We start from the raw sequence: 25,644 nt of genomic DNA on the forward strand, positions 1-25,644 counted from the left end.
TTTTGTAGCCCTGCTGGGTCCTAGAAGTGGACCTGGACGCCCGCATAGAAGCGGCGGCCGTAGGGATCGTAAACGTCGGATGCGGTCGTCGTGCCCGTAACCGAACCGTAATAGAGACCGTCCTCGAGGATCGGCGGCTTGCGGTTGAAGAGGTTATTGGCGCCAACGAACATCTCGAACTGCTTGTTCTCGCCGACGAAGGCACGGAGCTGAACGTCGTGATAGATACGCGACTTGATCTTGTTGTGGCTCACCGCGCGGTCAGCCTGCTCCTGGGTCAGGCCCTGCGACAACAGGAAGTCGATCGTACCCGGTGTATCGAATTCAGATTCCGGAGTGTTGATCATCTTGCTCAGATACTGGGCGTTCCAGTTGATGCTGAACCGGCCGACCGTGTAGGTGAATTCGGCATAGACCTTGTTCTTGAACACTTCGCCATATTCGATGTTGCCGAGCCCGTTATCGATCGGAGCCGACGGATCGGACTGGGTCTTGTACTTCAGAGTACGCGTCCACAGCACGTGCGTATCGAAACGATCGTCGCCGAACAGGCCCAGCGCATGACCGTAACGCAGATCGAAATCGATGCCGCTGGTCTTGTACGAGGCGATGTTGACGAGCTGCGCGTTCACGGTCGTGATGAAACCGGTCTGCGGGCTGCGGATGACGTTGTTACAGAATTGCGAGAGACCCGTCAGCAGGCACTGCTGGATCGAGGTCGTACGCGAAATGTTGCCGATCGCATCGTCGATCTTGATGTTGAAATAATCGGCCGTGAAGCTGAAGCCACGGAAGAAGCTCGGCTGGAAGACCGCACCAAGCGTCCAGGTCTTGGCTTTCTCTTCCTGCAGGTTCGGGTTGCCACCGTCAAAGCCGTTAATGCCCTGAAGGTCAGCCTGGCTGTAGGTGAAGCTGCCGGTGGAAGCGATCGCCGCAGCAACCTGCGGGATGGCACGACAAGCCGCCGAATAATCATTGCTGGTCGTCGCCCGCACGCCGTTGCAGGGATCCTGCACGGACGGGAAGGTTTCGGACTGAGCCGAGAACAATTCGCCGATATTCGGGGCGCGGTTTGCGACCGAATAATTGCCGCGGATGCGGATGTCGTTGATCGGCGCCCACTCCGCACCCGCGCTCCAGCTGAACACGTTGCCGATGGTGGAGTAATCCGAATAGCGCGCCTTGCCATTCAGGCTCAGCGACTTGGCGAAGGTCACGTCCTCGAGCAGCGGCACGTCAAGCTCGCCGAAGGCTTCCTTGACGTTGAACTTGCCGATCGTGTCGGGGGTCTGGTTACCCGAGTTCAGGCCCTGGTTGGTCAGTTCGTCCCAATTGTCGACGCTCTTCTCGCGGCGATATTCGACGCCGAACGAGGTCTTCACGTCGCCATAAGGCAGCGCGAACAAGGTGCCGGTGATAGCAGCGTTGAGGACCAGCTCGGTATTCTTGATGTCATCCGTGCGCGGCTCATCCGACTGCACGTAGGCCGAAGCCTCGGGCGACGCCGTATTATAGCCGAACAGGTTGATCGGGACGCAGCCTGCTGCACGAGCGGTCGCATCGCGGCACACGATGTTGCCGCTGCCATCGCGGATCGCATCGAGCGCGAAGGCATATTTCGTGATGTCGATATCCTGCGTCTCGGTGTGATCCTTCAGCACGCCGTACACGCCCGAAACGTCGAAGCTCCACTTGTCGGTAATGTCACCACGGAAGCCACCTGCGATGCGATATGTATCGCGATCGTTCGTGTTGCTCCGCGTGAACACTTCATTCTGGCGGCGACGGAAAGAGATGCTGGTCACGTTGTTGCTGGCGATGCCGTCCGAGTTACGTGCGGCGATCTGGGCAGCAATCGAAGCCGGGATGAACGGGTTGGTGATCGGATAGCCGGTCGTGCCCAAATTCGTCGCCGAGTCCAGCGGGCTAGCCTCGATCTGCGAACTCGACTTCGTCTTCGCGTAGGTGCCTTCGATGAAGGCGGTGATGTGATCGCTCAGCTCGTAATTGCCGGTGACCGTGCCGAGATAGCGCTTCAGCGGCACCGCGATCCGGCGCACGCCGTTGCGGTTGAAGCCATAGCCGACCGGGAAGCCCAGCACGACGCTGTTGTCAGGATTGAAGGTGAAAAGATTCTGGGTGAACCCGCCGGTGTTGCTGGACGCGGCCGCACCGTTCATCAGCTGGAAGCGGCCCTGCGCAGCGTAAGAGCTGTAAGCAGTTGGACCGCAAATATAAAGGCAGTCTTCCGCCGAAATTGCGCGGTCGCGCGAGAACAGGCCCTTATCCACCGCATAGGTGAAATTGCCGACGATCGAGCCGCGCTTGTCCGGACCGAAGGTCGCGCCGCCGGTGATGCTGGCGGTGTAGTTGGCGTTATCGCCCTTGGACGAGATGCCATATTGCGCGCGTGCGGTGATGCCGTCGAAGTGATCCTTCAGGATGAAGTTGACCACGCCCGAAATGGCATCCGAACCGTACACGGCCGATGCGCCGCCGGTGACGACTTCGACGCGATCGATCATCTCGGTCGGGATATTGTTGACGTCCACCGTCGAGGTGCCGGCGAGGCCCGCCACGAAACGACGGCCGTTGACCAGCACCAGCGTGCGGTTGCTGCCGAGGTTACGCAGATTGAGGATCGAGACGCCGTTGCCAGTCGTCGAGAAGTTGGTGTTGGTGCGGCTGGCGCCCGGAATACCGAGCTGCGGCAGCTTCTGCGCCAGATCCTGGATGTTGGTGATGCCCTGGCTCTGGATCGCGGCCGAACCGATCACGGCAATCGGCGAAACCGACTGCAGTTCGGGGCGGCGGATACGCGAACCGGTAACCACGACCTCGTCGTTGACAGAGTTGGGACCGCCCGTGGCGTCAGTTGCCGCCGTCGTTGCGGCCGGTGCATCGGTGGTCTGCGCATATGCCGGAGCCGTGAAGGCCAGCGCGAGGCCGAGCGCGAAAGGCGCGGAGCTGGCGCACAGCACCGCCCGGTTCAAAATCTTGTGAGTCATTGTTTCCAGTCCCTTTCTGGAGGCAATTAGCTCTTTGGGGGGAGAGCCTTCTTGCCAAGCTGGTCCTGCGCCGCGCCTGGACGGCGGCATTGACAGCATGGGACACAGATGCCCGAAGCTTCACTAGGCTGTAAAGCTGACGTTCAGTTTCGGACAGACTTCTCGTTCGCTGTCGCACAAATGCAACAGATATGCTCCAAGAGCGACGGTCCGCTTCTAAGCATCGCGAAATGCTACAGAATTTTTACGCATGAAAATTGCTTGAAGAGGAAGAAACCGGTTTCTTTGCTGCGCATGTTGCGCAGCGAAAGACAGATGTGGCCACGATTCTGCCTGAGTTACAATCAGCCCGGCATCGGTCCAGCCAGCCTCATCGGATCGATGCGGGCGCCGTTCCAGGTCATTCCCCAATGCAGATGCGGCCCGGTGGCGCGGCCGGTCATCCCAATCAACCCGATGGCCTGGCCGCGTTGCAAGCGTTCGCCGGTGCGGACATCGATCCGTTGCAGGTGCATCAAGGCACTGAACAATCCGAAACCGTGATCGATGATCACAAGATTGCCTTCAAGGCTGAACGGGTGGTCGGTCGCCAACACCACCACGCCGTCGGCCGGGGCAACGGCGGGCGTTCCCTCGAGCGCAGCACCTCCGGTCGGCCGCGCTATGTCCACTCCACCATGAGGCGCGCCGGCAACGCCGCGCGCATAGAGCCGCTGCGAGCCGAACAAGGTGCTGATGCGGCCGGTCGCCGGCCAACGGAAAGACTGGCGCCAACCGTCGCTATCCGCCTGGCTGGCATAAGCGGCAGCAATCTGGGCGGATTCTGCCGCTCGTAGCCGTTGATAAGCCGCGCTTGGCGTCGTGCCCTTATACAGCGTCGGCAGCGACGACACGTCCCATTGCCGCGGCATCACAGTGAGCGGCAGGCGCAGCAGCCGCCCATCCTGCATCCGCGCCTCCAGCACCGATACAGCAGTCGCGTCGCGGCCGAAGCCGATGATGAAGCGCCCATCCGCGGCGAAGCGTACCGGCTTGCTGTCGAGCAGAAGCAAGGCGGTGCCCGTCGGCACGGTTCCGGTCAGCAACGCCCCCTGCTGAGGCGATCCGTTCAACCCGAAGATGCGCGCATCCACCGTCTGCGGCGGCGGTGGGGACACCGGTTGCCCGATCGGCGGGGGTGTGGTCGCGGGCCCGGGGGCTTCCGGGCGCGGAATGCACCCGCCGACGGCGATCAGGACGAACAGCCCCGCAGCAGTCTTCAACCCTTGCGCTCCGCCGCCGAGGCAAGTTCCGCCGTGGCATAGGCTTCCTGGCGGCTTACGCTCCAGTAGCGCAAGTCCTCCAGCGCGATCCGCTCACCCGATTTGGCGCAAACGACATGGTCGCCCGGCACCAGCACGCGGAAGCTGCCGGCGAGATAGTGGAGCTTCGCGGGTTTTCCCTGCGCCATCAGCATAGTCATTGCGCCTTTCCGTTCACGCAGATTGGCCAATTCACAGCAAGTTGGGCTGTTCGGGCTTCGCCCGTTCCATAGCAGGGCGTGGGCTACCCTCAACCCGCGCCGCCACCCGTCCGTCCGCAAAAACGAGCGTCACGCCGCCTGCGGCCCGTGCGGCGGGAACGGAAGCGACCACGCGGCCATCGCGCGTTTCCACCCGGGCATAGCCGCGTGCGAGCGGGCGATCGGGATGCAGTTGCTCGGCCAGGCGCCACAGCCGGCCGAGCCGGTCGCGCGCATCGGCGACGCGGCTATTGACCAAAGCCGGCCGCAAGCGGGCCGCGGCCAATCGCTCGCGCCCGCGCGACACCTTGGCACCAAGCAGGCTCGGCCGAAGCGCGCCGGCCGCCTCGGCCAGTTCGCGGCGCGCGTGGGCGAGGCGCGACGACAGGCCGCGCGGCAGCCGCTCGCTGAGATCGTCGAGTTTCTGCCGCTGCGGTGCCAGCAGGCGATCGGGAGGCGGCAGGTGCCGCGCGATCGCACCCAGCCGTTCTCCGGCATGATCGCGATAGCGGCGTGCGCATCGGCCCGCCCGGAAGCCGAGTTCGCGCACCGTCGCCAGCAGCTCGGCCCGCACCGGTACCGCCATCTCCGCCGCCGCCGTGGGCGTCGGCGCGCGCACGTCCGCGGCAAAGTCGCAGAGGGTGACATCCGTCTCATGGCCGACAGCCGAGATGGTAGGGATTGGCGAGCCGGCGACGGCGCGCACCACTGCCTCTTCATTGAAGGCCCACAGATCCTCGATCGAGCCGCCGCCGCGCGCGACGATGATCAGCTCGGGTGGGTCGGCCATTGCGGCAAAACCGGCTATGGCGGCGGCCACCTGCGCAGCCGCCCCCTCGCCCTGCACCGCGACCGGCCAGACGATCACGTGGGTCGGGCAGCGGTCCTCGAGCCGATGAAGAATGTCGCGGATCACCGCCCCTGTGGGTGAGGTCACGACCCCGATCCGGCGAGGCAGGAAAGGCAACGGGCGTTTGCGCGCGCCGTCGAACAGCCCTTCGGCCGCCAATGCCCGCCGGCGTTGGTCGAGCAGCGCCATCAGCGCCCCCTGCCCGGCCAGCTCCAGGCGTTCGATCACGATCTGGTAGCGCGAGCGGCCAGGATAGGTGGTGAGACGTCCGGTGGCGATCACCTCCGCCCCATCCTCCGGCCGGAACGCGAGCGGCGTGTTCTTCCAGATCACCGCGTCGAGGCAGGCCCGATCGTCTTTCAGCGTCAGGTAGCTATGGCCCGACGCAACCCGCTTGAAACCCGAAATCTCGCCGCGCACCCGGACATGCGAGAACGCGTCCTCGACCGAGCGCTTCAGTGCGCCGGACAGCTCCGACACGGACAGCGCGGGCGAATTGTCGCCGGGCTGCTCGTCCGCTAACAGCGCCGCAGTTTCCGGAGGAAGTGAAGACGCCATGAAGGTCCTGCTCATCGGTTCGGGCGGGCGCGAACATGCGCTCGCCTGGAAGCTCGCGCAATCGCCGCGTCTCAGCAAATTGTTCGCAACGCCCGGAAATCCCGGGATCGCGCAGCATGCCGAACTCGTCGACGTTGCCCCGCATAACATCGTCGGCTTCGCGCGCGAGGAGAATATCGGGTTGGTCGTGATCGGGCCCGAACAGCCGCTGGTCGAGGGCATGGCCGACGAACTGCGCGCCGATGGTGTGCTTGTGTTCGGACCGTCCGCCGCCGCAGCGCGGCTGGAAGGGTCGAAGGGCTTCACCAAGGATTTGTGTCGTCGCGCCAATATTCCGACCGCCGATTATGAGCGGTTCGACGATGCTGCGGCGGCCAAGGCGGCGCTGCCGCGCTTCGGCCTGCCGGTGGTGATCAAGGCGGATGGGCTGGCCGCGGGCAAGGGCGTCGTGATCCCAATGACGGCGGCCGAAGCGGAAGCCGCGATCGACGATATGTTCGGCGGCGGCTTTGGCAGCGCTGGCGCCGAGGTGGTCATCGAGGAGTTTATGGCGGGCGAAGAGGCGAGCTTCTTCGCGCTTACCGACGGCAAGACCATCGTGCCGTTCGGCTCGGCGCAGGACCACAAGCGCGTCGGCGGTGGCGATACCGGCCCCAATACCGGCGGCATGGGCGCCTACAGCCCGGCGTCGATCCTTACGCCCGAGCTCGAAGCGCAGGTGATGGAGCGGATCATCCGGCCGACGGTCGACACGATGGCCGCCGAGGGCAATCCTTATTCCGGCGTGCTCTACGCCGGCTTGATGCTGACTGCCGACGGGCCGAAGCTGATCGAATATAATTGCCGCTTCGGCGATCCCGAGACGCAGGTCTTGATGGCGCGCTTCGATGGCGATCTCGTGACCCTGCTCGCCGATGTGGCCGAAGGCCGCCTCGGGGAGATCACGCCGCCAGTGCTGGCCGATCGAGCCGCGCTGACGGTAGTGATCGCAGCCGATGGCTATCCCGGCACGCCGGCCAAAGGGGGCGTGATCGCAGGCATCGACAGGGCAGAGCACACTGGCGCGCGAGTGTTCCAGGCGGGGACCGCGCTCGCCGACGGCCAGCTGGTCGCGGCCGGCGGGCGCGTGCTCGCCGTCACAGCGACCGGGCGAACGGTCGCCGCCGCGCAGATCGCTGCCTATGCTGCGGTCGACGCGATCGACTTCCCGACCGGCTTTTGTCGTCGCGACATCGGGTGGCGGGAAGTGGAACGCGAAGCCGGCCGGGTTGCCTGAATCCCGCTTGCGAGGCTAGTACGCCTTCATCAATCCAAGGAGTATGAATGAGCACCACCACGATTATCGTCATTGCCGTGATCGTGGTGATCGCGTTGCTCTTCCTGTTCCTGATCTTCGGCCGCAAACAGCATGTCCGGCTGAGCGATGCGGCGGCGGTCGTCCGCGCGGCTCCGCTCGACCGCCCCGCCCCGCCGCCGCCATCCGCACCGCCGGCAGAAGGCCACGATGTCGGCACCGAGATTGCCGACGCGTTCGAGGACGTCGTGGATCAGTTCATGGGCATCAACTCCCACGCGACCGAACCCGCCCCGGGCCCGGGTGACACGCTCACCCAGCTCAAGGGTCTCGGTCCCAAGGCGGCCACGCTGCTGCATGAGCTGGGTGTGACCCGTTTCGAACAGATTGCGAGCTGGAATGATGCGGACATCGACGCGGTCGACGCGCGCATGGGCGCCTTCAAGGGCCGGATCCGTCGCGACCGCTGGGTGGAACAAGCCAAATTGCTGGCGACGGGCGAGACCGAAATGTTCGAAGCAGAGTTCGGCAAACTCGGCAGCTGAGGTCGCCTTCCTCTTTCCTGTTAGCGGCCTGTTGAACGGGAAAAGCCCTGGCGGCGCGTGTGCTAACGGCCGATCTGCGACACGAGCAACTTGTCGATCTTGCGGCCGTCCATGTCGACCACCTCGAACCGCCAGCCGCCCTCCTCGAAGCTCTCGCCCACCGTCGGGAGATGCTTGAGCACCGACAGCACGAAGCCCGCCGCAGTCGCATAATCGCGATCCTCTGGCAGGTTGATGCACAGGCGCTCGGCCAGCGTGTCCGCCGGTAGGGAGCCCGAGGCCAACCAGCTGCCATCCTCGCGTTCCACCAAAGGCGGATCGGTATCGTCGTCCTGATCCGATACGAACGCGCCCGCGATCGCGGCGAGCAGGTCGGCGGGGGTCACCAGTCCGTCGAAATGGCCATATTCGTCATGGACGAACGCCATCGGCACATCCGCCTCGCGCAGCACCTCCAGCGCGTTCATCGCATCCATCTGGTCCGACACGACCGGTGCAGGCCGCATCAGCGCGAGCAGGTCAATCGGCTGTCCTGCCATAACCACCGCCAGCAATTCCTTCGCCTGGATCACACCAACCAGCTCCTCGACCGATCCGCGGCCGACCGGCATGCGGCTGTGCGGCAGCTGCGCCGGCAAGGGCTCGTCGTCGTCGAGGTCAATCCACTCGACCTCTGTGCGCGGCGTCATCACCTCGCGCACCGGGCGGTCGGCCAGACGCACCACACCCGAGATGATCGCGCGCTCATTCTCCTCGATCACGCCGGCGGTCGACGCTTCCGCCACGACCAGGTGCAGTTCCTCGGCGGTGACCTGACTGTCGCGCTTGCGGTGCAGGCCCATCAACCGGATCAGGAGCGCGCTGGAATGCTCCAGCAGCCACACGAACGGCGCGGCGGCGCGTGACAGCCACAGCATCGGCCGGCTTGCGAATACGGCGATCGGTTCAGGTGCGGTGAGCGCGATCTGCTTGGGTACCAGCTCGCCCACCACCAGGCTTAGATAAGTGGTCGCCACGATGACGAGGCCGAAGCCCCAATGCTCCGCCGCCTCATGGCCGAGCCCGAACGTTTCCAGCCGCTCCGCCACCGGCGAGCCGAGCGCCGCGCCCGAAAAGGCGCCCGAGATCACGGCGGTGAGCGTGATGCCGGTCTGGACGGTGGAGAGAAACTTGCCGGGGTCTGCCGCCAGATCGAGCGCGACCCGCGCGCCCTTGCGGCCGCGGCGCGCCATCGCTTCCAGCCGCGGCTTGCGCGACGAGACGATCGCAAGCTCCGACATCGCGAACGCGGCGTTCACGAGGATCAACGCGATCAGGATCGCAAGACTAAACCAGGGGAATGGGTGAAGCGGCATGGGCTGGACCGCGAGCATATCGCCTACCGGAGACGCGGGGGCAAGGTCCGGCACGTCATTCGGTCATCGCTTCCGCCGCAAGCGCCTCCGCTTCGATCAGCAGGGCGTCTTCGGTATTGTCCTGCGTGACGCGCTCGCGCCCGATCAGCACCAGCACGGGCACCGCCAGCGGCGAGACCTTTTCCAACTGCACATGCAGCATCGTCCCGGCGGCGCGATCGAGCAGGTCGGCGAGCCGGCCGACGTCGGTCATCTTGGCGCGGGCATCTTCCCACGCGGCGCGCATCAGCAGGTGATCGGGCTCATATTTGCGGAGCACGTCGTAGATGAGATCGGTCGAGAAGGTGACCTGGCGCCCGGTCTTGCGCTTGCCGGGATGCTGGCGCTCGACCAGGCCGCCGATCACCGCGACCTCACGGAAGGCGCGTTTGAGCAGGCTGGATTGCTGGACCCAGTCGACGAATTCGTCCTCGAGGATGTCGCGGTTGAATAGCGCTGCCGGGTCGGTGACCGGCTCGAGGCTGTAGGTGGCGATGGCGTAGTCGCTGGCGACGAAGCCGATCGGCTTCAATCCCGCCGTCTCCATCCGCCGCGTCACCAGCATGCCGAGCGACTGGTGCGCGTTCCAGCCTTCGAAGCTGTAGACGACCATGTAATGGCGTCCCTCACGCGGGAAGGTCTCGATCAGGAGCTGATCGGGCCGCGGCAGTGCGGAGCGGCGGCCCTGCATCTCCAGCCAGTCGCGGACGTCATCCGGGAAGCGCGGCCATTGCGAGGGGTCGGCGAAATAGCGGCGGACCCGATCGGCGAGGTTGGTCGAGATCGGCATACGCGCGCCGCCATAGGTGGGGATGCGGGCGGGCTTCTTGGTGGCGTGGACGAACAGATCCTCGCCGTCCTGGCGCTCGACCTCGACCGAGAGGCCCGCGAAGAAGAAGGTGTCGCCCGGGCGCAACGTGGCGGCGAAGCCCTCCTCGACCTTGCCGAGCGAGCGGCCATTCTTGAAGCGGACGTTGAGCATCGTCGCCTCGACGATGATGCCGGCATTGAGGCGATGCTGCTCGACGAAGCGCGGATGGCTCACCCGCCACATGCCGTCCGCATCCTTGGTCAGGCGGCGGAAGCGGTCGTAAGCCTTGAGCGCGTAGCCGCCGGTGGCGATGTAATCGAGCACGCGGCCGAACAGTTCGGGCGAGAGCGCGCTGTAGGGCAAGGCGTCGTTGATCTCGCTGAGTAGGTCCGCCTCCTGGAAGGGCGCGGCGCAGGCGCAGGCCATGACATGCTGCGCGAGCACGTCGAGCGAGCCGGAGCGGAAGACGTCATTGTCGAGCTCGCGGTCCTCGATCGCGTCGAGCGCGGCGCGGGCCTCGAGATATTCGAAGCGGTTGCCGGGGACGATCACCGCTTCGGACGGCTCCTCCAGTCGGTGATTGGCGCGGCCGATGCGCTGGGTGAGGCGCGAGGCGCCCTTGGGCGCACCCATCTGAATGACGAGATCGACATCGCCCCAGTCGACGCCGAGATCGAGGCTGGCGGTGGCGACCAAAGCGCGCAACCGCCCGGCCGCCATCGCCCCTTCGACCTTGCGCCGCGCCTCGATCGAGAGCGAGCCGTGGTGGATGCCGATCGGCAGCGTCATGGCGTTGACCGTCCACAGATCCTGGAAGATCAGCTCGGCGAGGCTGCGCGTGTTGCAGAAGATGATGGTGGTGCGGTGGGTCTCGATCTCCGCCATGACCTGCTGCGCGGCGTAGCGGCCCGAATGGCCCGACCAGGGGATGCGATCCTGGGGGATGAGGATGTGGAGGTTGGGCTCGGCGCCGGGATCGCCGTCGACCTGGGTGACCGCATCGATGTCGCCGCCCGGGGCGAGCCAGGCGCGATAGGCGTCGGGATCGGCGATGGTGGCCGATAGGGCCACGCGGCGCAGGCCGGGTGCCAGCGCCTGCAGGCGTGCCATGCACAGCGAGAGGAGGTCGCCGCGCTTGCCGTTGGCGAAGGCGTGGACCTCGTCGACGATGATGGTCGAGAGATTCTCGAACAGGGTGGCGCTGTCCTTGTGGCTGAGCAGCAGGCTCAAGGATTCCGGCGTGGTCAGCAGCATCTGCGGCGGCTTGACCCGCTGGCGCGCCTTGCGGTCGCTGGGCGTGTCGCCGGTGCGGGTCTCGACGCGGATGTCGAGGCCCATCTCGGCGATCGGGTCCATCAGGTTGCGCTGGACGTCGATCGCGAGCGCCTTCAGCGGCGAGACGTAGAGCGTGTGGAGGCCCGTGGTCGGCCGCTCGATCAGCTCGACGAGGCTCGGCAGGAAGCCGGCGAGCGTCTTGCCCGCGCCGGTGGGGGCGACGAGCAGGGCGTGGCGGCCGGCCGCGGCGGCGTCGAGCATCTCGAGCTGGTAGCGGCGCGGCGCCCAGCCGCGCGCGGCGAACCAGGCGGTGATCGGTGGGGGGAGGTTCACTGGGTTCAATATAGGATGGGCCGAGGCTGGCGGCACCCCCTATCCGAGTTTGCCGAAGCCCCCTCCACCATGCTTTGCATGGTACCCCTCCCCCGCCAATGCGGGGGAGGATTGGGAGGCTCAGCGATCCGTGGGATCGGGGTCGCTCGCCTGATCCTGGCGATCGGTGCGAGCGTAGAGATCCCGGGTCGCCTGCTCCGTGCGCGCTTCCTCGCGCGGCGTGCGCTGGCGGTTGCGCATGATCGCGTAGATCAGCACGATCAAGATCAGGACGCCGCCGATCGCGGCGACCAGGCCGAGACTGCCGCCGACTTCCGAGACCAAGCCACCCATCATCAATCTCCTGTTGTTCGTATCGACAACGCAACGGGCGGGATTGGTTTCCGGGCCCCGCGCAGGGCGCGCGCTGGAACCGATGGCGCGCCGGACCATATAGGAGGGGATGGCACGGCTGGGCTCCTGGATCGAACCGCACCCGCACGGGCTGTACGTGCCGGCGGCGGATGCGTGGATCGACCCGTCGACCCCGCAGGCGCGCGCGCTGGTGACGCACGGCCATGCCGACCATGCGCGCGGCGGGCATGGCGCGGTGCTGGCGACGCCCGAGACGCTGGCGATCATGGATTGCCGCTATGGGCCGCAGAACGGCCAGCCGGTCGCCTATGGCGAAAGCCTGAAGGTCGGCGACGTCGAGGTGAGCTTCGTGCCGGCGGGGCATGTGCTGGGATCGGCGCAGATCATCCTGGAGCATAAGGGCGAGCGCATCGTCGTCTCGGGCGATTACAAGCGCCGGCCGGACCCGACCTGCGCGCCGTTCGAGCCGGTGCCGTGCGACATCTTCATCACCGAGGCGACGTTCGGCCTGCCCGTCTTCCGCCACCCCGATACCGGATCGGAGATCGACCGGCTGCTGGAGGCGCTGCACGCCAATCCGGAGCGGTGCGTGCTGGTCGGCGCCTATGCGCTGGGCAAGGCGCAGCGCGTGATCATGGAGCTGCGCGGGCGCAATTATCACGAGCCGATCTACCTCCACGGCGCGCTGCAACGGCTGTGCGACCTGTATCAGGAATGGGGGGTGGAGCTCGGCCCGCTGCTGCCCGCGACGGGGCGCAAGGCGGCGGAGATGAAGGGGGCGATCGTGCTGGCGCCGCCGGGGGCGCTCAACGATCGCTGGTCGCGCCGCCTGCCCGACCCGATCACGGCGATGGCGAGCGGCTGGATGGGAGTGCGCCAGCGGGCGCGGCAGCGCAATGTCGAGCTGCCGCTGATCGTGTCCGACCATGCCGACTGGGATGAGCTGACCGCGACGATCCAGGAGATCGCGCCATCCGAGGTGTGGGTGACGCACGGCCGCGAGGAGGCTTTGGTCCATTGGTGCATGACCCGCCAGATCAAGGCGCGCGCGCTGGCGCTGGCGCATTATGAGGATGAGGACGATTGAGCGCGCAGAGCGATAGGCGGCGCGTCAGGACGCGGGAGGCTTTTGCCCCGCCTGGTTTATTCAGGTCGTCAGACGATGGCTGGCTGACGATGTTTCAAAGAGCCGAAAACGCGACGAAAATAAAAAAAACACCAGAAACGAACTTAATGATTTGCCGGGAGGCGCGTCATTTCCCGTTGGAACATATAGCGAACATTTGACGATATGTCAAGGTGGGGCCCCCTCCCCGTCATCCCAGCGCAGGCTGGGATCCATGGCGCCCGCCACGCACGCTGCCGATAGGGGTAGGGAGATGGATCCCAGCCTTCGCTGGGATGACGGGTTCGTGGTAGCGCTTCGCGGGTCGCCACTGGCGGGAACCGCGCCGCATCCGAAACGTCTCCGCCTGATGCCCAAGCGCCAGACCTTTATCGACCTGCCCGAAGCGGATTTCGACAATCTCGACGGCGCGAAAGTTGTCGTGTTCGGGGCGTCGGAGGGGTCGCCTTATGTGGCGGGGGAGCCGAGCCATTCGACCGACGGGCCGACGACCTTGCGCAAGGCCTCGGCGCAGTTCGGCAAGAGCCTGGGCCAATATGATTTCGATCTCGACGCGACGATGTTTCCGGACATCAAGAATGGCGACACGCGCGGCTGCGTGGATGCGGGCGACGTGCCGACCAATGCGTGGGATGCAGCGCAGAACCGCGCGCGGATCACGGCGGCGACGCGCAAGGTGCTGGACGCGGGCGCAGTGCCGATCTTGCTCGGCGGGGACGACAGCGTGCCGATCCCGATGCTGGCGGCGTATGACGGGCACGGGCCGCTGACGATCTTGCAGGTGGATGCGCATGTCGACTGGGCCGACGTGCTGCAGGGCAACCCCTATGGCTATGGATCGACCATGCGGCGCGCGGCGGAATATCCGTGGGTCGCGGACATGGTGCAGGTGGGCATCAGGGGGTTGGGATCGGGCGAGAGCTGGCAGCATGACGATGCCCGCGCGTGGGGATCGCAGCTCGTCAGCTCCTACAGGCTGCACGAGGCGGGCCCAGCGGCGGTGACCGACCTGATCGAACCGCGCGCGAAAGTGTTCATCTCCATCGACTGCGACGGGATCGATCCGGCGGTGCTGCCGGCGGTGAACATGCCGACGCCGGGCGGGCTGACCTATGAGGATATGATCCGCATCCTGCGCGGCGTGGCCGCCAAGGCGGACATCGTCGGGCTGGCGATGGTGGAATATGTGCCGGCGCGCGACGACCGGCATTTGCTGTCGGGGCTGGTGGCGGCGCGGATTGCGGCGGTGACGATGGGGTTGGTGCTTTAACGGGACTGCTTTTCGCAGCAAGACGTGAGAACCGCCGGCAATCAGGCCAGCGAGAAACCACAACGACCCGAGTATTGACCCATTCCCTCAGCGGTATAGTGCGAGGCTATCGAGAGCCGCGCGCAGCTGACGAAAATGTTCGCTTCCGCCGCTTTCCAGGCCCCAGCGTGCGCCATGTTGGACTTTCCGAGAGGCCACGCTGAACGATACGCCGTACGTATCTGCTAGTCGCTGAAGAACCGCTTCGAGCGCCTCCTGTTCTATCGGAGAGCCCACCTCGTTCCAAATTTTCGCCGCGGTCGCGCTCGGCAGCAGGAATTCGCCAGCGAAGGCGCGCGCGCGCGACTCAACTTTGGAGGGCATCCTGCTACGCAAAACCTCGACTGCACTGAGCGGATGACTGCGGTCGATGAGCAAATGACAAAGTTCATGTGCCAGCGTTACGCGCGCGCCCGGGTTTACACTTAGGTCCGAACTGTTCTTATCGCGCACACGGCCGCTGTTGCGATTGATAAAGGCACCAGGCCCAAATCTGCTGCCGGCGATTGCAAGTCCGTCAAACGTCCCCGGGCCGACAGCCTCAATACGCACCTCGATACCTAGGTAGTCAGCGCATCCGAAGATATCCACTGTCTCGCTTGGCCCGATATCGAGCTTTTCTCGCACGAAGTTCGCGAGTGCCTCGCCCTCAGCAAAAGGTTCGAGCCCTTTGAGCCCTCCGAGGTGATACATCGCCTCTGACGAGATGGCGTCAAGCTTTGGAGCCTCATGTCTCGAAAAGCCGCGCGCAACCTCGAGAATCTGGACAATTTGCTCTGTCGGAAGCGCTCCGGCGACACGTGCTGCGATGAGAAGCTCGTCATCGTCATTGGCGGCCTGGGCAAAACTCTTCGGAGCTTCGATGAGACCGTTGCTGATCAGCTCCGCGGCAACATTGGAATCGATACTCGCCGACCAAGCTACGAGCGAAACCTCGCTTGCAGTATCTCGCGCTTTCCAGACATCGACGATGGGTTGCCATTTGTCGCTGTTCACCGCGACAAGTTGTTCCGCGATCTTATCGCCTACTGCCGTCAACTCCCGCAGCACCGCCGCAAAGGGCAGACGCGTCAGGCTACGGCCCGTGTCGCAAAGCATCTCATCACCTTCGCGAACCAACCAGAGCGGCGGCAGATCAAACAATCCGCCAAAGGCCAATGCGAGGTTATGCGCCTCCTCGAAATGGTCGAGTTCTGTTGCCTCTTCGTCCACCTGTTCCTGCGGCGCGTTAGCCCAGTGATTTTCAGCACTAGTCACAAGCGAATTGGGCCGGGCAGGTGCCAGTGCAAAGGGATAGGTTTGACGCAGCAGGAGCGGTTTCCAGAATTCTGCGAGGTGAGCGAAAATATCGTCTATCGGCACCTCTACGGAACAATCGGCCTCGCCCGCGACTGGCCACACGGTTTCTCCGGCCGCGATCACGGACAGCGCGCAAAGCAGCGGCGTCCGGTCGGGATCTACCGGGGCAAGTTCAAGCCGAAAGATTGGATCTGTGCTCATTTTCCATGCGGCGTTATATATTTCGCGAGCCATTTGTCGAATGCCGCACGACACTGCTTCCTGTCTGCCATCTCGCCCAATTCGGCGATTAGTGCCTTTCCGAGTTTCCCCGCATAGGGAAAAGCGTGATAGGATTTTCCTGCGGTAGTCGTCTCAGCTCTATAGATCGCACCTGCGTGGACGACATGGAGCCTTCTAGGGTAACTCTGTTCTCTATCGCCATTGGCAGCGGGAAGCGCCTCGCCGAGCAGTTGCGTCTTTATTTCGTCAGGAACGGCCTTGGGACATTTACCGAGCGCATGTTTCGGCACACCATTCATAAACACGATCTCTGGCTCATCGGCCGTTCCGACGTGTTTGTACCGCTCAGAACCCTTCTCGTAAGCGCGCATCTGGGCTTTTGGAGACTCCTTATTCACCAAGCACGCTATCTCGCGTGCCGCGAACGGTTGCAACCCAGGCACATCTGGGCGGGCTGACCTATGACGATATGATCCGCATCCTGCGCGGCGTGCCTGCGCTTCAACCGCACGCAAAACGGTTGCGCTCATAAATGCTTAATGGGTTTTGACAGCTGCCGCTCGCGTTCTACCCATTCAATGCGATTATGTCGGTTGGTGGCTTATGAAGGTGCATAAACGCGCGATTAGCTCCTCAGGAGTCCTCGTTTCGCACTCCCATACTGTCAAAACGCGCCAGCCTTCTTTGAGGAGATGCGCCTCATTGCGACGATCTCTAGCCTGATTTTGCCGAAACTTGATCTGCCAGAATTCAACTCGGGTCTTAGGCATCGTTGCTTTTGAACAGCCATCGTGCCGGTGCCAGAAGCAACCGTGCACGAAGATTGCTACGCCGTACCGGGGCAACACTAGATCAGGCGTTCCCGCCATCCCTTTACGATGGAGGCGAAAACGGTAGCCGGCACCATGCAAAGCGCGTCGAACGGCCATTTCTGGTTTCGTGTTCGCGCGCCGAACGGCGCGCATAATTTTGCTTCGGATCGGGTCGATCACCGCCACGCTTCATCACCGGATTTATTTAGCTTTGGCCGCAGACCTGGCTTTGGCCTTCGTGGCTGGGCTCGGTAGGGCTCGGATTGGCGCGGCAGCGGGGAGAGCTTTTGGCGGCGGGGTAAAGTCGTCAATCGCTTCAAAGACACCCCACAGCTTGTCGACTTTGACATGTGCTTCCAAATAGTCGGCGTAGGCCTGTTGAGCATTAGTTAGCAGTTCGTCGTAGAAAACGATCCTTGCATCCACCGTTTTCAACGTATCGGCAACTCCCTTGGCCCCGGTGGCTTCCTTGTATTCCGGCGGCTCCTTGCCGAGCAGGCATATGATCTCGATGGGCCAGCCTTTGAACGCGGTCTTATCCAGGATCTTTCTTGCGCCATCACGATACTTCCGAATTTGCGCCATAAGCTCGTCGACCGGCACCACCACCGAGGCGCGTTTGAGTTCCACGATGATATGCTTCCCGTTGGCGGTCCGATATCCAATATCGATCCGACCGGCCTTGGCCGCGCCCTTGAGGCTCTTGGTATTGTCTTCAAGAAATTTTTCGACGAGCGTTTCAGCATGTTCGGTTCCTTTGGTCCGTTCCCAAGACGGATCCAACAGCCACAAGTGCTCGAAGATGTAATCGCGTAGGACGAGCTCCTTGTCGTTTGCCTTCAGCTTATTCTGGAGGGCGGTGATAATACCCACTCGAAGCTTCACAATCTGGCCGTAGTAACTCAGCTCCAGGTCATCGATGTTCTCGAAAATCGCGAGAATCTCGTCAAGATTCTCGTCTTTTATGTTGTCGAGGCGGTCTAACTCTTCCTTGCGACGATAGCTTTCGAAGGCGAGGATCGAAGCCTTCAATAGCTCCTTTTTTTCCTCGTCATTGTTCGAACGGATGGTGTTGAGCCTCCCGATCCAGCGCTCGGCTCTCTTCTTTGTTTCGCCCTGCAAATTTGCTAGCCAAGCAGAAACCGCAGGAACGGTGGCCGCAGCTTTCGCGCCATCGGTACGCCGCCAGTCGCTCCACTTGCCGGCAATGTACCGCAGTTCGGACAAAATTATCCTTCTCAGCGCTTCGAACCGCGGATCATCCTGCTTGAGTGCTTGTCGACTGCTTGTTGCGATATCCCCGTCCGTATCGAGATCAAGTTGCTCACAATGCAGCTCGCCGATGATGTAATCAGCGTAAATTTCCTTCTGGCCGAATTCGTCCAGCACATCCTCTTGAGCGAGCTTTCCGCGCATAAAAATTGCGATGCGATTGAGATTGTCGCCTTCTTCGTCCTTTAGCTGATCCGGCTTTGCGACCGTCCCGATCCAGCCAGTCAAGGTCAGCCCCGCCTTTTTCAGCTCCGCATTCACTGCCGTCAGCCTTGCCTCAGCACTGCGCTCAAGATGCTTACAGGTTTTCGTAAATGCCGACTGATCACCGTAGGTCCAGAGGTATTGTACGACGTTGTGGTAAGCACGGTCTTCCGGTCCGATTTTATGACCATCAACGGACACGTCAAAGTTGCTTTTGGAGCCAATGACCGAGAAGCGGCGCGCGACGCGGCGACGGAGCCCTTCAGCAGTCATTCCTGAAAGTGATTTTGATGTTTTGGACAAAACGATACGGGTTCCGGCTTTCAGGTCCTTGGGCCACGTCGAAAGCTCTTCGGGCTCGTAATTGTCCTTACCCTTACCAGCGATCGCCTTTCGAATGACTTCCCTGTCCATACGGAAGGCCGTTTTTTCACCGTGTAATGTTGTGAAGACCTCCGCCACCTGAGCAACTGAGAAGATCGAAAGTTTACCGATGCCTTTGCGGCCCATTGGCAGACGACCTAGCGGGGTTTTCTCTCCTAGCTGCTCCCGCCTCTTGAACCCGACCGTGAGAAAGCGGTCTATGACGCCATCCCGGTCCATTCCTGTCCCATTGTCCTCAATGGTGATGGTTCCATTTGCTTTGTCGATAGAAATTGAGACCTTCGTAGCGTCCGCGTCCCACGCATTCGCGACAATTTCAGAGAGAACCGCCGGAATATTACTGTAAAGATTGATGCCTAGATGCTCCAAGGCATTGAGGCTGATCGTCATCTCTAGTTTGCGTTTGACGCTCATGCGCGTGTCTCAATGTGCTGTCGGACCGACCGCGCGATAGCTGCTGCTAGCTTCACGGGTACGGCGTTTCCGATCAGGCGACCAACATTTTTAATTTGTATGGGGCGGCCCGGCTCCACGAATTCGTAGGCTCGAGGAAACCCTTGCAAGAGCGCTCCTTCACGAAGACTCAACGCTCGATCCTGCTCGGGATGACCGAAACGCCCGTTACCAAATCCAAAAAACTGAGTAGTGATCGTCGGTGATGGCGCGCTCCACGTCATACGGCCATAGACGGAGGAATAGCCTCTGCCGGTCTCAGTCTTATGGCATTCTGCGACTAGCTCTTCGGGCCAGTCGCGCCAAGTCCCTCCTGGTTTTGCAGAGGCGATGCGCCGCGCGTTCGTTTCTGACAGCCGGCTGGCGCAGTGCAATGGGTCGCTGTCATCTGCCTCTCCATGGGAGATCGAAGGCAGGTCACCGATCTCATCCCTAACCGTGCGATAGTTAGATGCATCATGCGTCGGTGTAGGAAGCGTGATCGGGCCCAACCGGGAAGCCAGAAGAACCAGCCTTGAGCGCGTTTGAGCGAGCCCGAACTCAGGACCGAACAGCACGCCCCACGCGACCTGGTAACTGGACTTTCGCAGTTTCTTAACAAAACTCTCGAAAATCGCTCCCTCTCTAAATGCTAGCAGCCTGGGTACGTTCTCCATCGAAACGACGTCAGGCTGGACTTTCTCAATGAGGTCGCCGAACCGCGATAGAAGCTCCCATTTTGGATCGTCATTCTTCTGATTGTAAGTTGAAAACGGTTGGCAAGGGGCACATCCCACTAGAACGCGTGCCTTCCCCGGTACAAAAAGGGCATTGATATCATTTGATTTTAGCTTCGCCACATCGCGACGGATGAACGGTGCGTCGTTGTTTGACTCGAATGCATACCGGCATGCTTCGTCGGTATCGAACCCGCCGACAATGTCGAAGCCTTCTTGCTTGAAGCCATGAGACAAGCCCCCAGCCCCACAAAACAAATCAACGACCGACGCGACACGCGGGCGAGACGCGGTCGTAGTCCTAAATGTTTCCCTGATTGTCTCCCCCCTCACTTCGATTTTCTCCGGTCCAATACTTCTTCGTCGGGAACCCGAATTCCGGCTTCGGCCAGCGCCCTCAATACGATGACCCTCATCGGATCACCGCTTTCTGCCGAGCGAATTTTGAGGCTCTTCTTGGTCTCGCGCGGGACGGTTATCTGCAAGTGCTCTTCGGCTAAAATTTGACGCTCCCCCAGCGCTGATCCCCCGCGTTTCATGAAACCATGATAGCATTGTCATCCGCTTGCGCAACGAAGTTGCGCAGATAGTATAAGTGCTCATACGCTGCCTGTGGTGGTAAGGGACGATTGCATCGCACCGTAGACTGGCGTGTGAACTGAATTGCCGCCGAGCTGCCCTCGCAATGACGGACCGGGAGGCGGCGTCGCGCCCCCTACCTCCGGCGCTCCACCCGATCCCGTCCGCCGCGCTTGGCGGCGTACAAGGCCTGGTCGGCCTTCACCAACGCCGCATCGAACGACTGGTACCCCTGCAGCGCCGTCACGCCGCACGAGAAGGTCAGCGCGGGGCTGTCCGCGGCGCTGATATTGTCGAGGCTGAGCAACAGGCGCAGCCGCTCGATGATGGCGGTGGCGTCCTCCAGATCGGTTTCCGGCATCAGGATCGCGAATTCCTCGCCGCCCCAGCGCGCGGCGCTATCGCCCTTGCGCAGCCCCGCTTCGAGGCGGCGGGCAAAGGCGGTGAGGACGCGATCGCCTTCGTCATGGCCGAAGCGATCGTTGATCGCCTTGAAATGATCGAGATCCAGCAGGGCGATCGCCGAGGTGGCATCGGCGCGCAAAGTGTGCGCCGCGACGTCGGTAAAGCCGCGGCGGTTGAGCAGACCGGTCAGCATGTCCTTGCCGGCGGCGTCGGTGAGCGTGGTGATGCGGGCGGCGGTGGCGGCGGAGGCGCGGGCGACGCCGGTCAAGAGCTCACCGACGAGATCCTCGCCGCCGACGGGCACCGCCGGTACGCGGCCGCCGCGCTGGATCGTGCGCAGCAGATCGGTGGCGTGGGCGATCGGCGCGAGCATCGCGTGGAGGGCGACGATCGCGGCGCCGGTGCCGACCAGGGTCGCGCCCAGCAGCGGCAGGAATACGGCCCAGTCCCACTGGCCGAGCACGAGCTCGGCGAGGCAGAAGACCGCGATCGGCAGATGCACCGCGCCGAAGCAGATGGCGAAGATGCGGAGGTGGTAGCTGCGGGGAAAGACCCAGCGCGTGGCGTGGTAGAAACGCATGGGACGCTCAACCCGAGCGCGGGAGGAAGTGTCCGCGTGCGGCGAGGTTTTTGCGGTGGCAGGGGGTGGCGTCGGGCGGGGAAGGCCCGTTGGAAAATATTATAGGTTGGCTTCGGTGGCGTGGCGCATTTGCCGGGGTGCGCGCGCACTTCTTCTTTGTCACCTTGGCCCCTTCGACATGCCCACGGCAGGCTCGTTTCATGGTCCATCGTGGCACAATTTCCCCGTGGCGCCTGGGGCGCGCACCCGGAGAGAAGCAGGCGAGGTCGGGACGTAGCAACGCGGGCATCGGCCGATCAGCCGATGCTTCGATACGAGCCTTCGATACGGCGCCGACGCGCCTACTCAGTCTCTACTCAGCATGAGCGGGGTGGGTTTGCTTTCCTAGTCGTCCTGATCCGCCAGCAGGCGCTGCGCCAACACGGGCGAGCGGGCCGCCGCCGTCTCGTCCAGCCGGCGGCGCGGGGAGAAATGGGGGGCGGATTTGAGGCTTTCGTCCCCTGCCCGGCCGCGCTCGGCGACCGAGCGCAGCGCGCCGATGAACTGATCGAGGCCGGCCTTGCTCTCGGTCTCGGTCGGCTCGACCAGCATCGCGCCATGCACCACCAAAGGAAAATAGACCGTCATCGGGTGGAAGCCCTCGTCGATCAGGCCCTTGGCGATATCGAGCGTGGTGAAGCCCGGCGCCATGCCGCTGTCCGAAAAGAGCGCCTCGTGCATGCACGGGCCGGAGGCGGCGAAGGGCGCGTCGAGCACGTCCTCCAATTGGCGCAAGATGTAATTGGCGTTGAGCACGGCGTCGCCCGAGACCTGGCGCAGGCCGTCGGCGCCGTGGCTGAGCATGTAGGCGGCGGCGCGGGTGAACATGCCCATCTGGCCATGGAAGGCGACCATGCGGCCGAAGCTGTGGGCGTGATGATCCTCGGCGGTCTCCTCCTCGACCAGGCGGAAGGCGCCGTCGCCGGTCTGCTCGACGAAGGGCAAAGGCGCGAAGGGGGCGAGTGCCGCGGAGAAGACGACCGGGCCGGCGCCGGGGCCGCCGCCGCCATGCGGGGTCGAGAAGGTCTTGTGGAGGTTGATGTGCATCGCGTCGATGCCGAGATCGCCGGGGCGGACGCGGCCGACGATCGCGTTGAAATTGGCGCCGTCGCAATAGACCAGCCCGCCGACGGCGTGGACCGCCTCCGAAATGGCGGTCATGTCGCGTTCGAACAGGCCGCAGGTATTGGGGTTGGTAATCATCACGCCGGCGACGTCGGGGCCGAGGCGGGCCTTCAACGCATCGAGATTGACGCGGCCTTCGGCGGTGGCGGGGATATTCTCGACCGCATAGCCGCAGAAGGCGGCGGTGGCGGGGTTGGTGCCGTGCGCGCTTTCGGGGACGAGGATGACCTGGCGGGCGTCGCCGCGCGCTTCCAGCGCGGCGCGGATGGCGAGCAGGCCGCAGAGTTCGCCGTGCGCGCCGGCCTTGGGGCTCATCGCGACGGCGGGCATGCCGGTGAGCTTGCACAGCCATTCGCCGACGAGATTGATGACGGCGAGCGCGCCCTGGACGGTCGAGACCGGCTGGAGCGGGTGGATGTCGGCGAAGCCGGCCAAGCGGGCGATACGCTCGTTGAGGCGGGGGTTATGCTTCATCGTGCATGAGCCGAGCGGGAAGACGCCGAGATCGATCGCGTAATTCTGGCGGCTGAGGCGGGTATAATGGCGCACCGTCTCGGGCTCGGACAGGCCGGGCAGGTTGATCGCGCCGCGTTCGAGGCCGGCGAGGCGATTGGGGGCGGCGGGCGCTTCCTCGAAATCGACGCCGGTGCGGTCGGTCGAGCCGAGCTCGAACAACAAGGGCTCTTCGAGCATGAGCGCGCGGTTGCCGGTGAAGGTGGGTTGCTCGCCCGCGCCGTTGGCGAGCGGCGCTTCGGGGCGCCAGCCGGACTGGTTGATGGTCATGCCAATTGCTCCCGGAGCGCGGAAGCAAGTGTCGCGACATGCTCCTCGGTGGTGGTTTCGGTGACGGCGACGATCAGGCCATTCTCGAGGCCCGTGTCGGCGTAGAGGCGGCCGAGCGGCACGCCGGCGAGGATGTTGCGGTCGGCGAGCGCGCGCACGATCGGGCGGGCGGGCTTGGCGAGGCGCAGGGTGAATTCGTTGAAGAAGGCTTTGTTGACCAGCTCGACGCCGGGGACGGCCGCGAGCACGTCCGCCGCGGCGGAGGCGCGGGCGTGGTTGATCGCGGCCAATTCGCGCAGGCCCTTCTCCCCAAGCAACGTCATGTGGATGGTGAAGGCGAGCGCGCACAGGCCCGAATTGGTGCAGATGTTGGAGGTCGCCTTCTCGCGGCGGATATGCTGCTCGCGGGTGGAGAGGGTGAGGACGAAGCCGCGCTTGCCGTCGGCATCGACGGTCTGACCGCACAGGCGGCCGGGCATCTGGCGGACATATTTGTCGCGCGTGGCGAAGAGGCCGAGATAGGGCCCGCCGAACTGGAGGCCGACGCCGATCGACTGGCCCTCGCCGACGACGATGTCGGCGCCCATCTCGCCGGGGGATTTGATCGCGCCGAGCGAGACCGGCTCGGTCACGACCACGATCAGGAGCGCGCCCTTGGCGTGGCAGCCCTCGGCGAGTTCGCCGAGATCCGCAATGTGGCCGAGGATGTTGGGGTTCTGGACGACGACGCAGCTGGTCTCGCCGTCGATCGCGCCGAGCAGGCGGGCCATGTCGTCCCCTGCCCCGTCGAGCGTGGGGAACGCGGTGGCGAGCGTGTCGCCGGTGAATTTGGCCATGGTCTGGGCGACCGCGACATAATGGGGGTGGAGGCCCGCGGACAGGATCGCCTTGGTGCGGCGCGTGATGCGGCGCGCCATGCCGATCGCCTCCCAGCAGGCGGTCGAGCCGTCATACATGGACGCATTGGCGACGTCGCAGCCGAACAGACGCACGACCTGGGTCTGGAATTCGAACAGGACCTGGAGGGTCCCTTGCGCGATTTCGGGTTGGTAGGGCGTGTAGGCGGTGAGGAATTCGCCGCGCTGGATGAGGTGATCGACGCTCGCCGGGACATGGTGGCGATAGGCGCCGGCGCCGAGGAAGAAGGGCGCGTCGCCCGCGGCGAGATTCTGCTTCGCGAGTGCGCCGAGTTTCCGCTCGACCGCCATTTCGGTCATGTGCAGCGGCAGGCCCTCGACCGGGCCGGACAGGCGCGCAGGCGCGGGCACGTCGACGAACAGATCGTCGATCGAGGCCGCGCCGACGGCGGCGAGCATCTGGGTGCGATCGGCGTCGGACAGCGGGAGATAACGCATCAAACGGGCTTCCTCATGGAAAAGCGGAGGCGGACATAATCGGCGAGCCAGCTGCCGTCGGGCTGCCGGAGCTGGGGGGCGAGCTGGGCTTCGACCGCGCGGGCGATCTCGGCCTGGTCGGAATCGGGGACGCGGGACGCGTCCATGAAGCCGGCGCGGAAGACGCGCAGCCAGGCGGCGACGCCGTCGGGGAGCGGGGTCGGGCGCGGGATGAGCTGGGCGTCGATGTCGGTGAAGCCGGCTGCTGCGTAGATGGCGGCGAACTCGGCCGGCGCGGGATACCATTGCGGGTCGTTGGTGGGGACGGGATAGCCGCGCTTGGTCAGCTCGGCGCGGATGCCGGCGCGCAAAGTGGCGACATTGCCCTGCCCGCCCATCTCGCCGACGAAGCGCCCGCCGGGCTTGAGCGCGCGATAGACGCCGGCGGCGACGGCGGGGCCGTCGAGCATCCAGTGGAGCGCGGCGTTGGAGAAGACCGCGTCATATTCGGCGTCGAAGGCGAGCGCCTCGCCGTTGCCGAGACGGGCGTCGAGGCCGCGGGCCAAAGCGGCGGCGATCATGTCCTCGGACGCGTCGACGCCGACCACGGTGGCGCCTGCCGCGACGATCTTTGCCGTGAGGATGCCGTCGCCGCAGCCGAGATCGAGAATGCGTTCGCCCGGCTGCGGCGCGAGCAAGGCGAGCACCGGCGCGCCGAGCGCGGGCACGAACGCCGCCCCCTTGGCATATTCGGCCGCATCCCAGCGGCTGGCGGCATTGGGCGTCATCTGGCCGGGCCCCGCCAAGACCTGATTGCAATAGGAACGAGATCGGGCGCCCGATCGGTGCAAATCCCACGTGGCAGGCGACAGGCGCTGCTAACGGTTGCCGTGACTGTCACATAATGATGGCTAAACCCCTGAGCCAAGCGATCGAAAGAACGCTCGCTGCCAATTGAAATCCGGGCCGGATATCGAGAGCCTACACCTCGCGAACGCAGCACTTTCATGAATTGCGCCTCGTCCGCCTGCGTCGCATAAAGCGCGCAATCGAAGTGCGTGCAGGTGCCGAGCCACCCT

The 25,644-nt window shown here is 64.0% G+C and carries 21 protein-coding genes; 4 read left to right on the forward strand and 17 right to left on the reverse strand.

The genetic code is table 11. The annotated features are described in order from the left end of the window. Window positions 1–20 precede the first annotated feature (20 nt). The 4 genes from DX905_RS03170 to xseA all read right to left on the reverse strand — a co-directional run bounded on the left by DX905_RS03170 (window position 21) and on the right by xseA (window position 5,917). Window positions 21–3,008: a TonB-dependent receptor domain-containing protein gene (locus tag DX905_RS03170; protein ID WP_162875429.1), complete on the reverse strand. Its 2,988-nt coding sequence runs from the start codon at window positions 3,006–3,008 to the stop codon at window positions 21–23. Between the two features lie 344 nt (window positions 3,009–3,352). Next, window positions 3,353–4,270: a M23 family metallopeptidase gene (locus DX905_RS03175; protein WP_240320697.1), complete on the reverse strand. Its 918-nt coding sequence runs from the start codon at window positions 4,268–4,270 to the stop codon at window positions 3,353–3,355. Continuing rightward, on the reverse strand, window positions 4,267–4,464 hold the full coding sequence (locus DX905_RS03180; RefSeq protein WP_116090033.1) for a DUF2093 domain-containing protein: 198 nt from the start codon (window positions 4,462–4,464) through the stop codon (window positions 4,267–4,269). Before DX905_RS03180 ends, DX905_RS03175 begins: the two co-directional genes overlap by 4 nt. Before the next feature lie 37 nt (window positions 4,465–4,501). Then, window positions 4,502–5,917 (reverse strand): exodeoxyribonuclease VII large subunit, encoded by a 1,416-nt coding sequence (gene xseA, locus DX905_RS03185; RefSeq protein ID WP_116090034.1) that lies wholly within the window; start codon window positions 5,915–5,917, stop codon window positions 4,502–4,504. Here xseA and purD point away from each other — a divergent pair. After that, entirely contained in the window at window positions 5,916–7,193 is a 1,278-nt protein-coding gene (gene purD / locus DX905_RS03190) for a phosphoribosylamine--glycine ligase (RefSeq protein ID WP_116090035.1), read from the forward strand. The genes xseA and purD overlap by 2 nt on opposite strands. A gap of 47 nt (window positions 7,194–7,240) precedes the next feature. Further along, window positions 7,241–7,756, forward strand: coding sequence for a hypothetical protein (locus DX905_RS03195; RefSeq protein WP_116090036.1), 516 nt, complete (start codon window positions 7,241–7,243; stop codon window positions 7,754–7,756). A 62-nt stretch (window positions 7,757–7,818) separates the two neighbouring features. Here DX905_RS03195 and DX905_RS03200 read toward each other — a convergent pair whose 3' ends face one another. The 3 genes from DX905_RS03200 to DX905_RS03210 all read right to left on the reverse strand — a co-directional run bounded on the left by DX905_RS03200 (window position 7,819) and on the right by DX905_RS03210 (window position 11,902). After that, window positions 7,819–9,129 (reverse strand): hemolysin family protein, encoded by a 1,311-nt coding sequence (locus tag DX905_RS03200; RefSeq protein ID WP_240320698.1) that lies wholly within the window; start codon window positions 9,127–9,129, stop codon window positions 7,819–7,821. A gap of 37 nt (window positions 9,130–9,166) precedes the next feature. Beyond that, on the reverse strand, window positions 9,167–11,569 hold the full coding sequence (locus DX905_RS03205) for a ligase-associated DNA damage response DEXH box helicase (protein WP_116090037.1): 2,403 nt from the start codon (window positions 11,567–11,569) through the stop codon (window positions 9,167–9,169). Between the two features lie 120 nt (window positions 11,570–11,689). After that, on the reverse strand, window positions 11,690–11,902 hold the full coding sequence (locus DX905_RS03210; RefSeq protein WP_162875430.1) for a hypothetical protein: 213 nt from the start codon (window positions 11,900–11,902) through the stop codon (window positions 11,690–11,692). 109 nt (window positions 11,903–12,011) lie between these two features. Between DX905_RS03210 and DX905_RS03215 the strand changes: the two genes are divergently transcribed. After that, complete coding sequence (locus DX905_RS03215) at window positions 12,012–13,010, forward strand: ligase-associated DNA damage response exonuclease (RefSeq protein ID WP_116090039.1); 999 nt, start codon at window positions 12,012–12,014, stop codon at window positions 13,008–13,010. A gap of 292 nt (window positions 13,011–13,302) precedes the next feature. Then, window positions 13,303–14,319, forward strand: a complete 1,017-nt coding sequence (locus tag DX905_RS03220; RefSeq protein ID WP_162875431.1) for an arginase family protein — start codon at window positions 13,303–13,305, stop codon at window positions 14,317–14,319. Between the two features lie 87 nt (window positions 14,320–14,406). Here DX905_RS03220 and DX905_RS03225 read toward each other — a convergent pair whose 3' ends face one another. The 10 genes from DX905_RS03225 to DX905_RS03270 form a co-directional block, all read right to left on the reverse strand. Continuing rightward, the gene (locus DX905_RS03225) at window positions 14,407–15,891 is read right to left on the reverse strand and encodes an ImmA/IrrE family metallo-endopeptidase (protein ID WP_116090041.1); all 1,485 of its coding nucleotides are present in this window, start codon (window positions 15,889–15,891) and stop codon (window positions 14,407–14,409) included. Further along, complete coding sequence (locus DX905_RS15920) at window positions 15,855–16,277, reverse strand: hypothetical protein (protein ID WP_162875432.1); 423 nt, start codon at window positions 16,275–16,277, stop codon at window positions 15,855–15,857. Before DX905_RS15920 ends, DX905_RS03225 begins: the two co-directional genes overlap by 37 nt. 186 nt (window positions 16,278–16,463) lie before the next feature. Next, window positions 16,464–16,844, reverse strand: a complete 381-nt coding sequence (locus tag DX905_RS03235; protein ID WP_116090043.1) for a very short patch repair endonuclease — start codon at window positions 16,842–16,844, stop codon at window positions 16,464–16,466. A gap of 48 nt (window positions 16,845–16,892) precedes the next feature. Continuing rightward, on the reverse strand, window positions 16,893–18,965 hold the full coding sequence (locus DX905_RS03240; protein WP_116090044.1) for a BbrUII/HgiDII family restriction enzyme: 2,073 nt from the start codon (window positions 18,963–18,965) through the stop codon (window positions 16,893–16,895). Then, on the reverse strand, window positions 18,962–20,053 hold the full coding sequence (locus tag DX905_RS03245) for a DNA cytosine methyltransferase (protein WP_420822134.1): 1,092 nt from the start codon (window positions 20,051–20,053) through the stop codon (window positions 18,962–18,964). Before DX905_RS03245 ends, DX905_RS03240 begins: the two co-directional genes overlap by 4 nt. After that, window positions 20,050–20,259 (reverse strand): hypothetical protein, encoded by a 210-nt coding sequence (locus DX905_RS03250; protein WP_116090046.1) that lies wholly within the window; start codon window positions 20,257–20,259, stop codon window positions 20,050–20,052. The genes DX905_RS03245 and DX905_RS03250 overlap by 4 nt, the downstream gene beginning before the upstream one ends. Before the next feature lie 176 nt (window positions 20,260–20,435). Beyond that, on the reverse strand, window positions 20,436–21,284 hold the full coding sequence (locus DX905_RS03255; protein WP_116090047.1) for a GGDEF domain-containing protein: 849 nt from the start codon (window positions 21,282–21,284) through the stop codon (window positions 20,436–20,438). A 384-nt stretch (window positions 21,285–21,668) separates the two neighbouring features. Next, complete coding sequence (gcvPB, locus tag DX905_RS03260) at window positions 21,669–23,231, reverse strand: aminomethyl-transferring glycine dehydrogenase subunit GcvPB (protein ID WP_116090048.1); 1,563 nt, start codon at window positions 23,229–23,231, stop codon at window positions 21,669–21,671. Beyond that, window positions 23,228–24,586: an aminomethyl-transferring glycine dehydrogenase subunit GcvPA gene (gcvPA, locus tag DX905_RS03265; RefSeq protein ID WP_116090049.1), complete on the reverse strand. Its 1,359-nt coding sequence runs from the start codon at window positions 24,584–24,586 to the stop codon at window positions 23,228–23,230. Before gcvPA ends, gcvPB begins: the two co-directional genes overlap by 4 nt. After that, window positions 24,586–25,371: a class I SAM-dependent methyltransferase gene (locus tag DX905_RS03270; RefSeq protein WP_240320700.1), complete on the reverse strand. Its 786-nt coding sequence runs from the start codon at window positions 25,369–25,371 to the stop codon at window positions 24,586–24,588. Before DX905_RS03270 ends, gcvPA begins: the two co-directional genes overlap by 1 nt. Between the last annotated feature and the right edge of the window lie 273 nt (window positions 25,372–25,644).

Origin of the sequence: Sphingomonas crusticola (genome assembly GCF_003391115.1) — a bacterium.
In the GTDB taxonomy this organism is placed as follows: domain Bacteria; phylum Pseudomonadota; class Alphaproteobacteria; order Sphingomonadales; family Sphingomonadaceae; genus Sphingomonas_I; species Sphingomonas_I crusticola.

Bases quoted from the DNA above. Each gene is read 5' to 3' on its own strand.
- DX905_RS03170 (WP_162875429.1), bottom strand. From the start codon at position 3,008: ATGACTCACAAGATTTTGAACCGGGCGGTGCTGTGCGCCAGCTCCGCG.
- DX905_RS03180 (WP_116090033.1), bottom strand. From the start codon at position 4,464: ATGCTGATGGCGCAGGGAAAACCCGCGAAGCTCCACTATCTCGCCGGC.
- purD (WP_116090035.1), top strand. From the start codon at position 5,916: ATGAAGGTCCTGCTCATCGGTTCGGGCGGGCGCGAACATGCGCTCGCC.
- xseA (WP_116090034.1), bottom strand. From the start codon at position 5,917: ATGGCGTCTTCACTTCCTCCGGAAACTGCGGCGCTGTTAGCGGACGAG.
- DX905_RS03195 (WP_116090036.1), top strand. From the start codon at position 7,241: ATGAGCACCACCACGATTATCGTCATTGCCGTGATCGTGGTGATCGCG.
- DX905_RS03200 (WP_240320698.1), bottom strand. From the start codon at position 9,129: ATGCTCGCGGTCCAGCCCATGCCGCTTCACCCATTCCCCTGGTTTAGT.
- DX905_RS03210 (WP_162875430.1), bottom strand. From the start codon at position 11,902: ATGGGTGGCTTGGTCTCGGAAGTCGGCGGCAGTCTCGGCCTGGTCGCC.
- DX905_RS03215 (WP_116090039.1), top strand. From the start codon at position 12,012: ATGGCACGGCTGGGCTCCTGGATCGAACCGCACCCGCACGGGCTGTAC.
- DX905_RS03220 (WP_162875431.1), top strand. From the start codon at position 13,303: ATGGATCCCAGCCTTCGCTGGGATGACGGGTTCGTGGTAGCGCTTCGC.
- DX905_RS03225 (WP_116090041.1), bottom strand. From the start codon at position 15,891: ATGGCTCGCGAAATATATAACGCCGCATGGAAAATGAGCACAGATCCA.
- DX905_RS03235 (WP_116090043.1), bottom strand. From the start codon at position 16,844: ATGCGCGCCGTTCGGCGCGCGAACACGAAACCAGAAATGGCCGTTCGA.
- DX905_RS03240 (WP_116090044.1), bottom strand. From the start codon at position 18,965: ATGAGCGTCAAACGCAAACTAGAGATGACGATCAGCCTCAATGCCTTG.
- DX905_RS03250 (WP_116090046.1), bottom strand. From the start codon at position 20,259: ATGAAACGCGGGGGATCAGCGCTGGGGGAGCGTCAAATTTTAGCCGAA.
- DX905_RS03255 (WP_116090047.1), bottom strand. From the start codon at position 21,284: ATGCGTTTCTACCACGCCACGCGCTGGGTCTTTCCCCGCAGCTACCAC.
- gcvPB (WP_116090048.1), bottom strand. From the start codon at position 23,231: ATGACCATCAACCAGTCCGGCTGGCGCCCCGAAGCGCCGCTCGCCAAC.
- gcvPA (WP_116090049.1), bottom strand. From the start codon at position 24,586: ATGCGTTATCTCCCGCTGTCCGACGCCGATCGCACCCAGATGCTCGCC.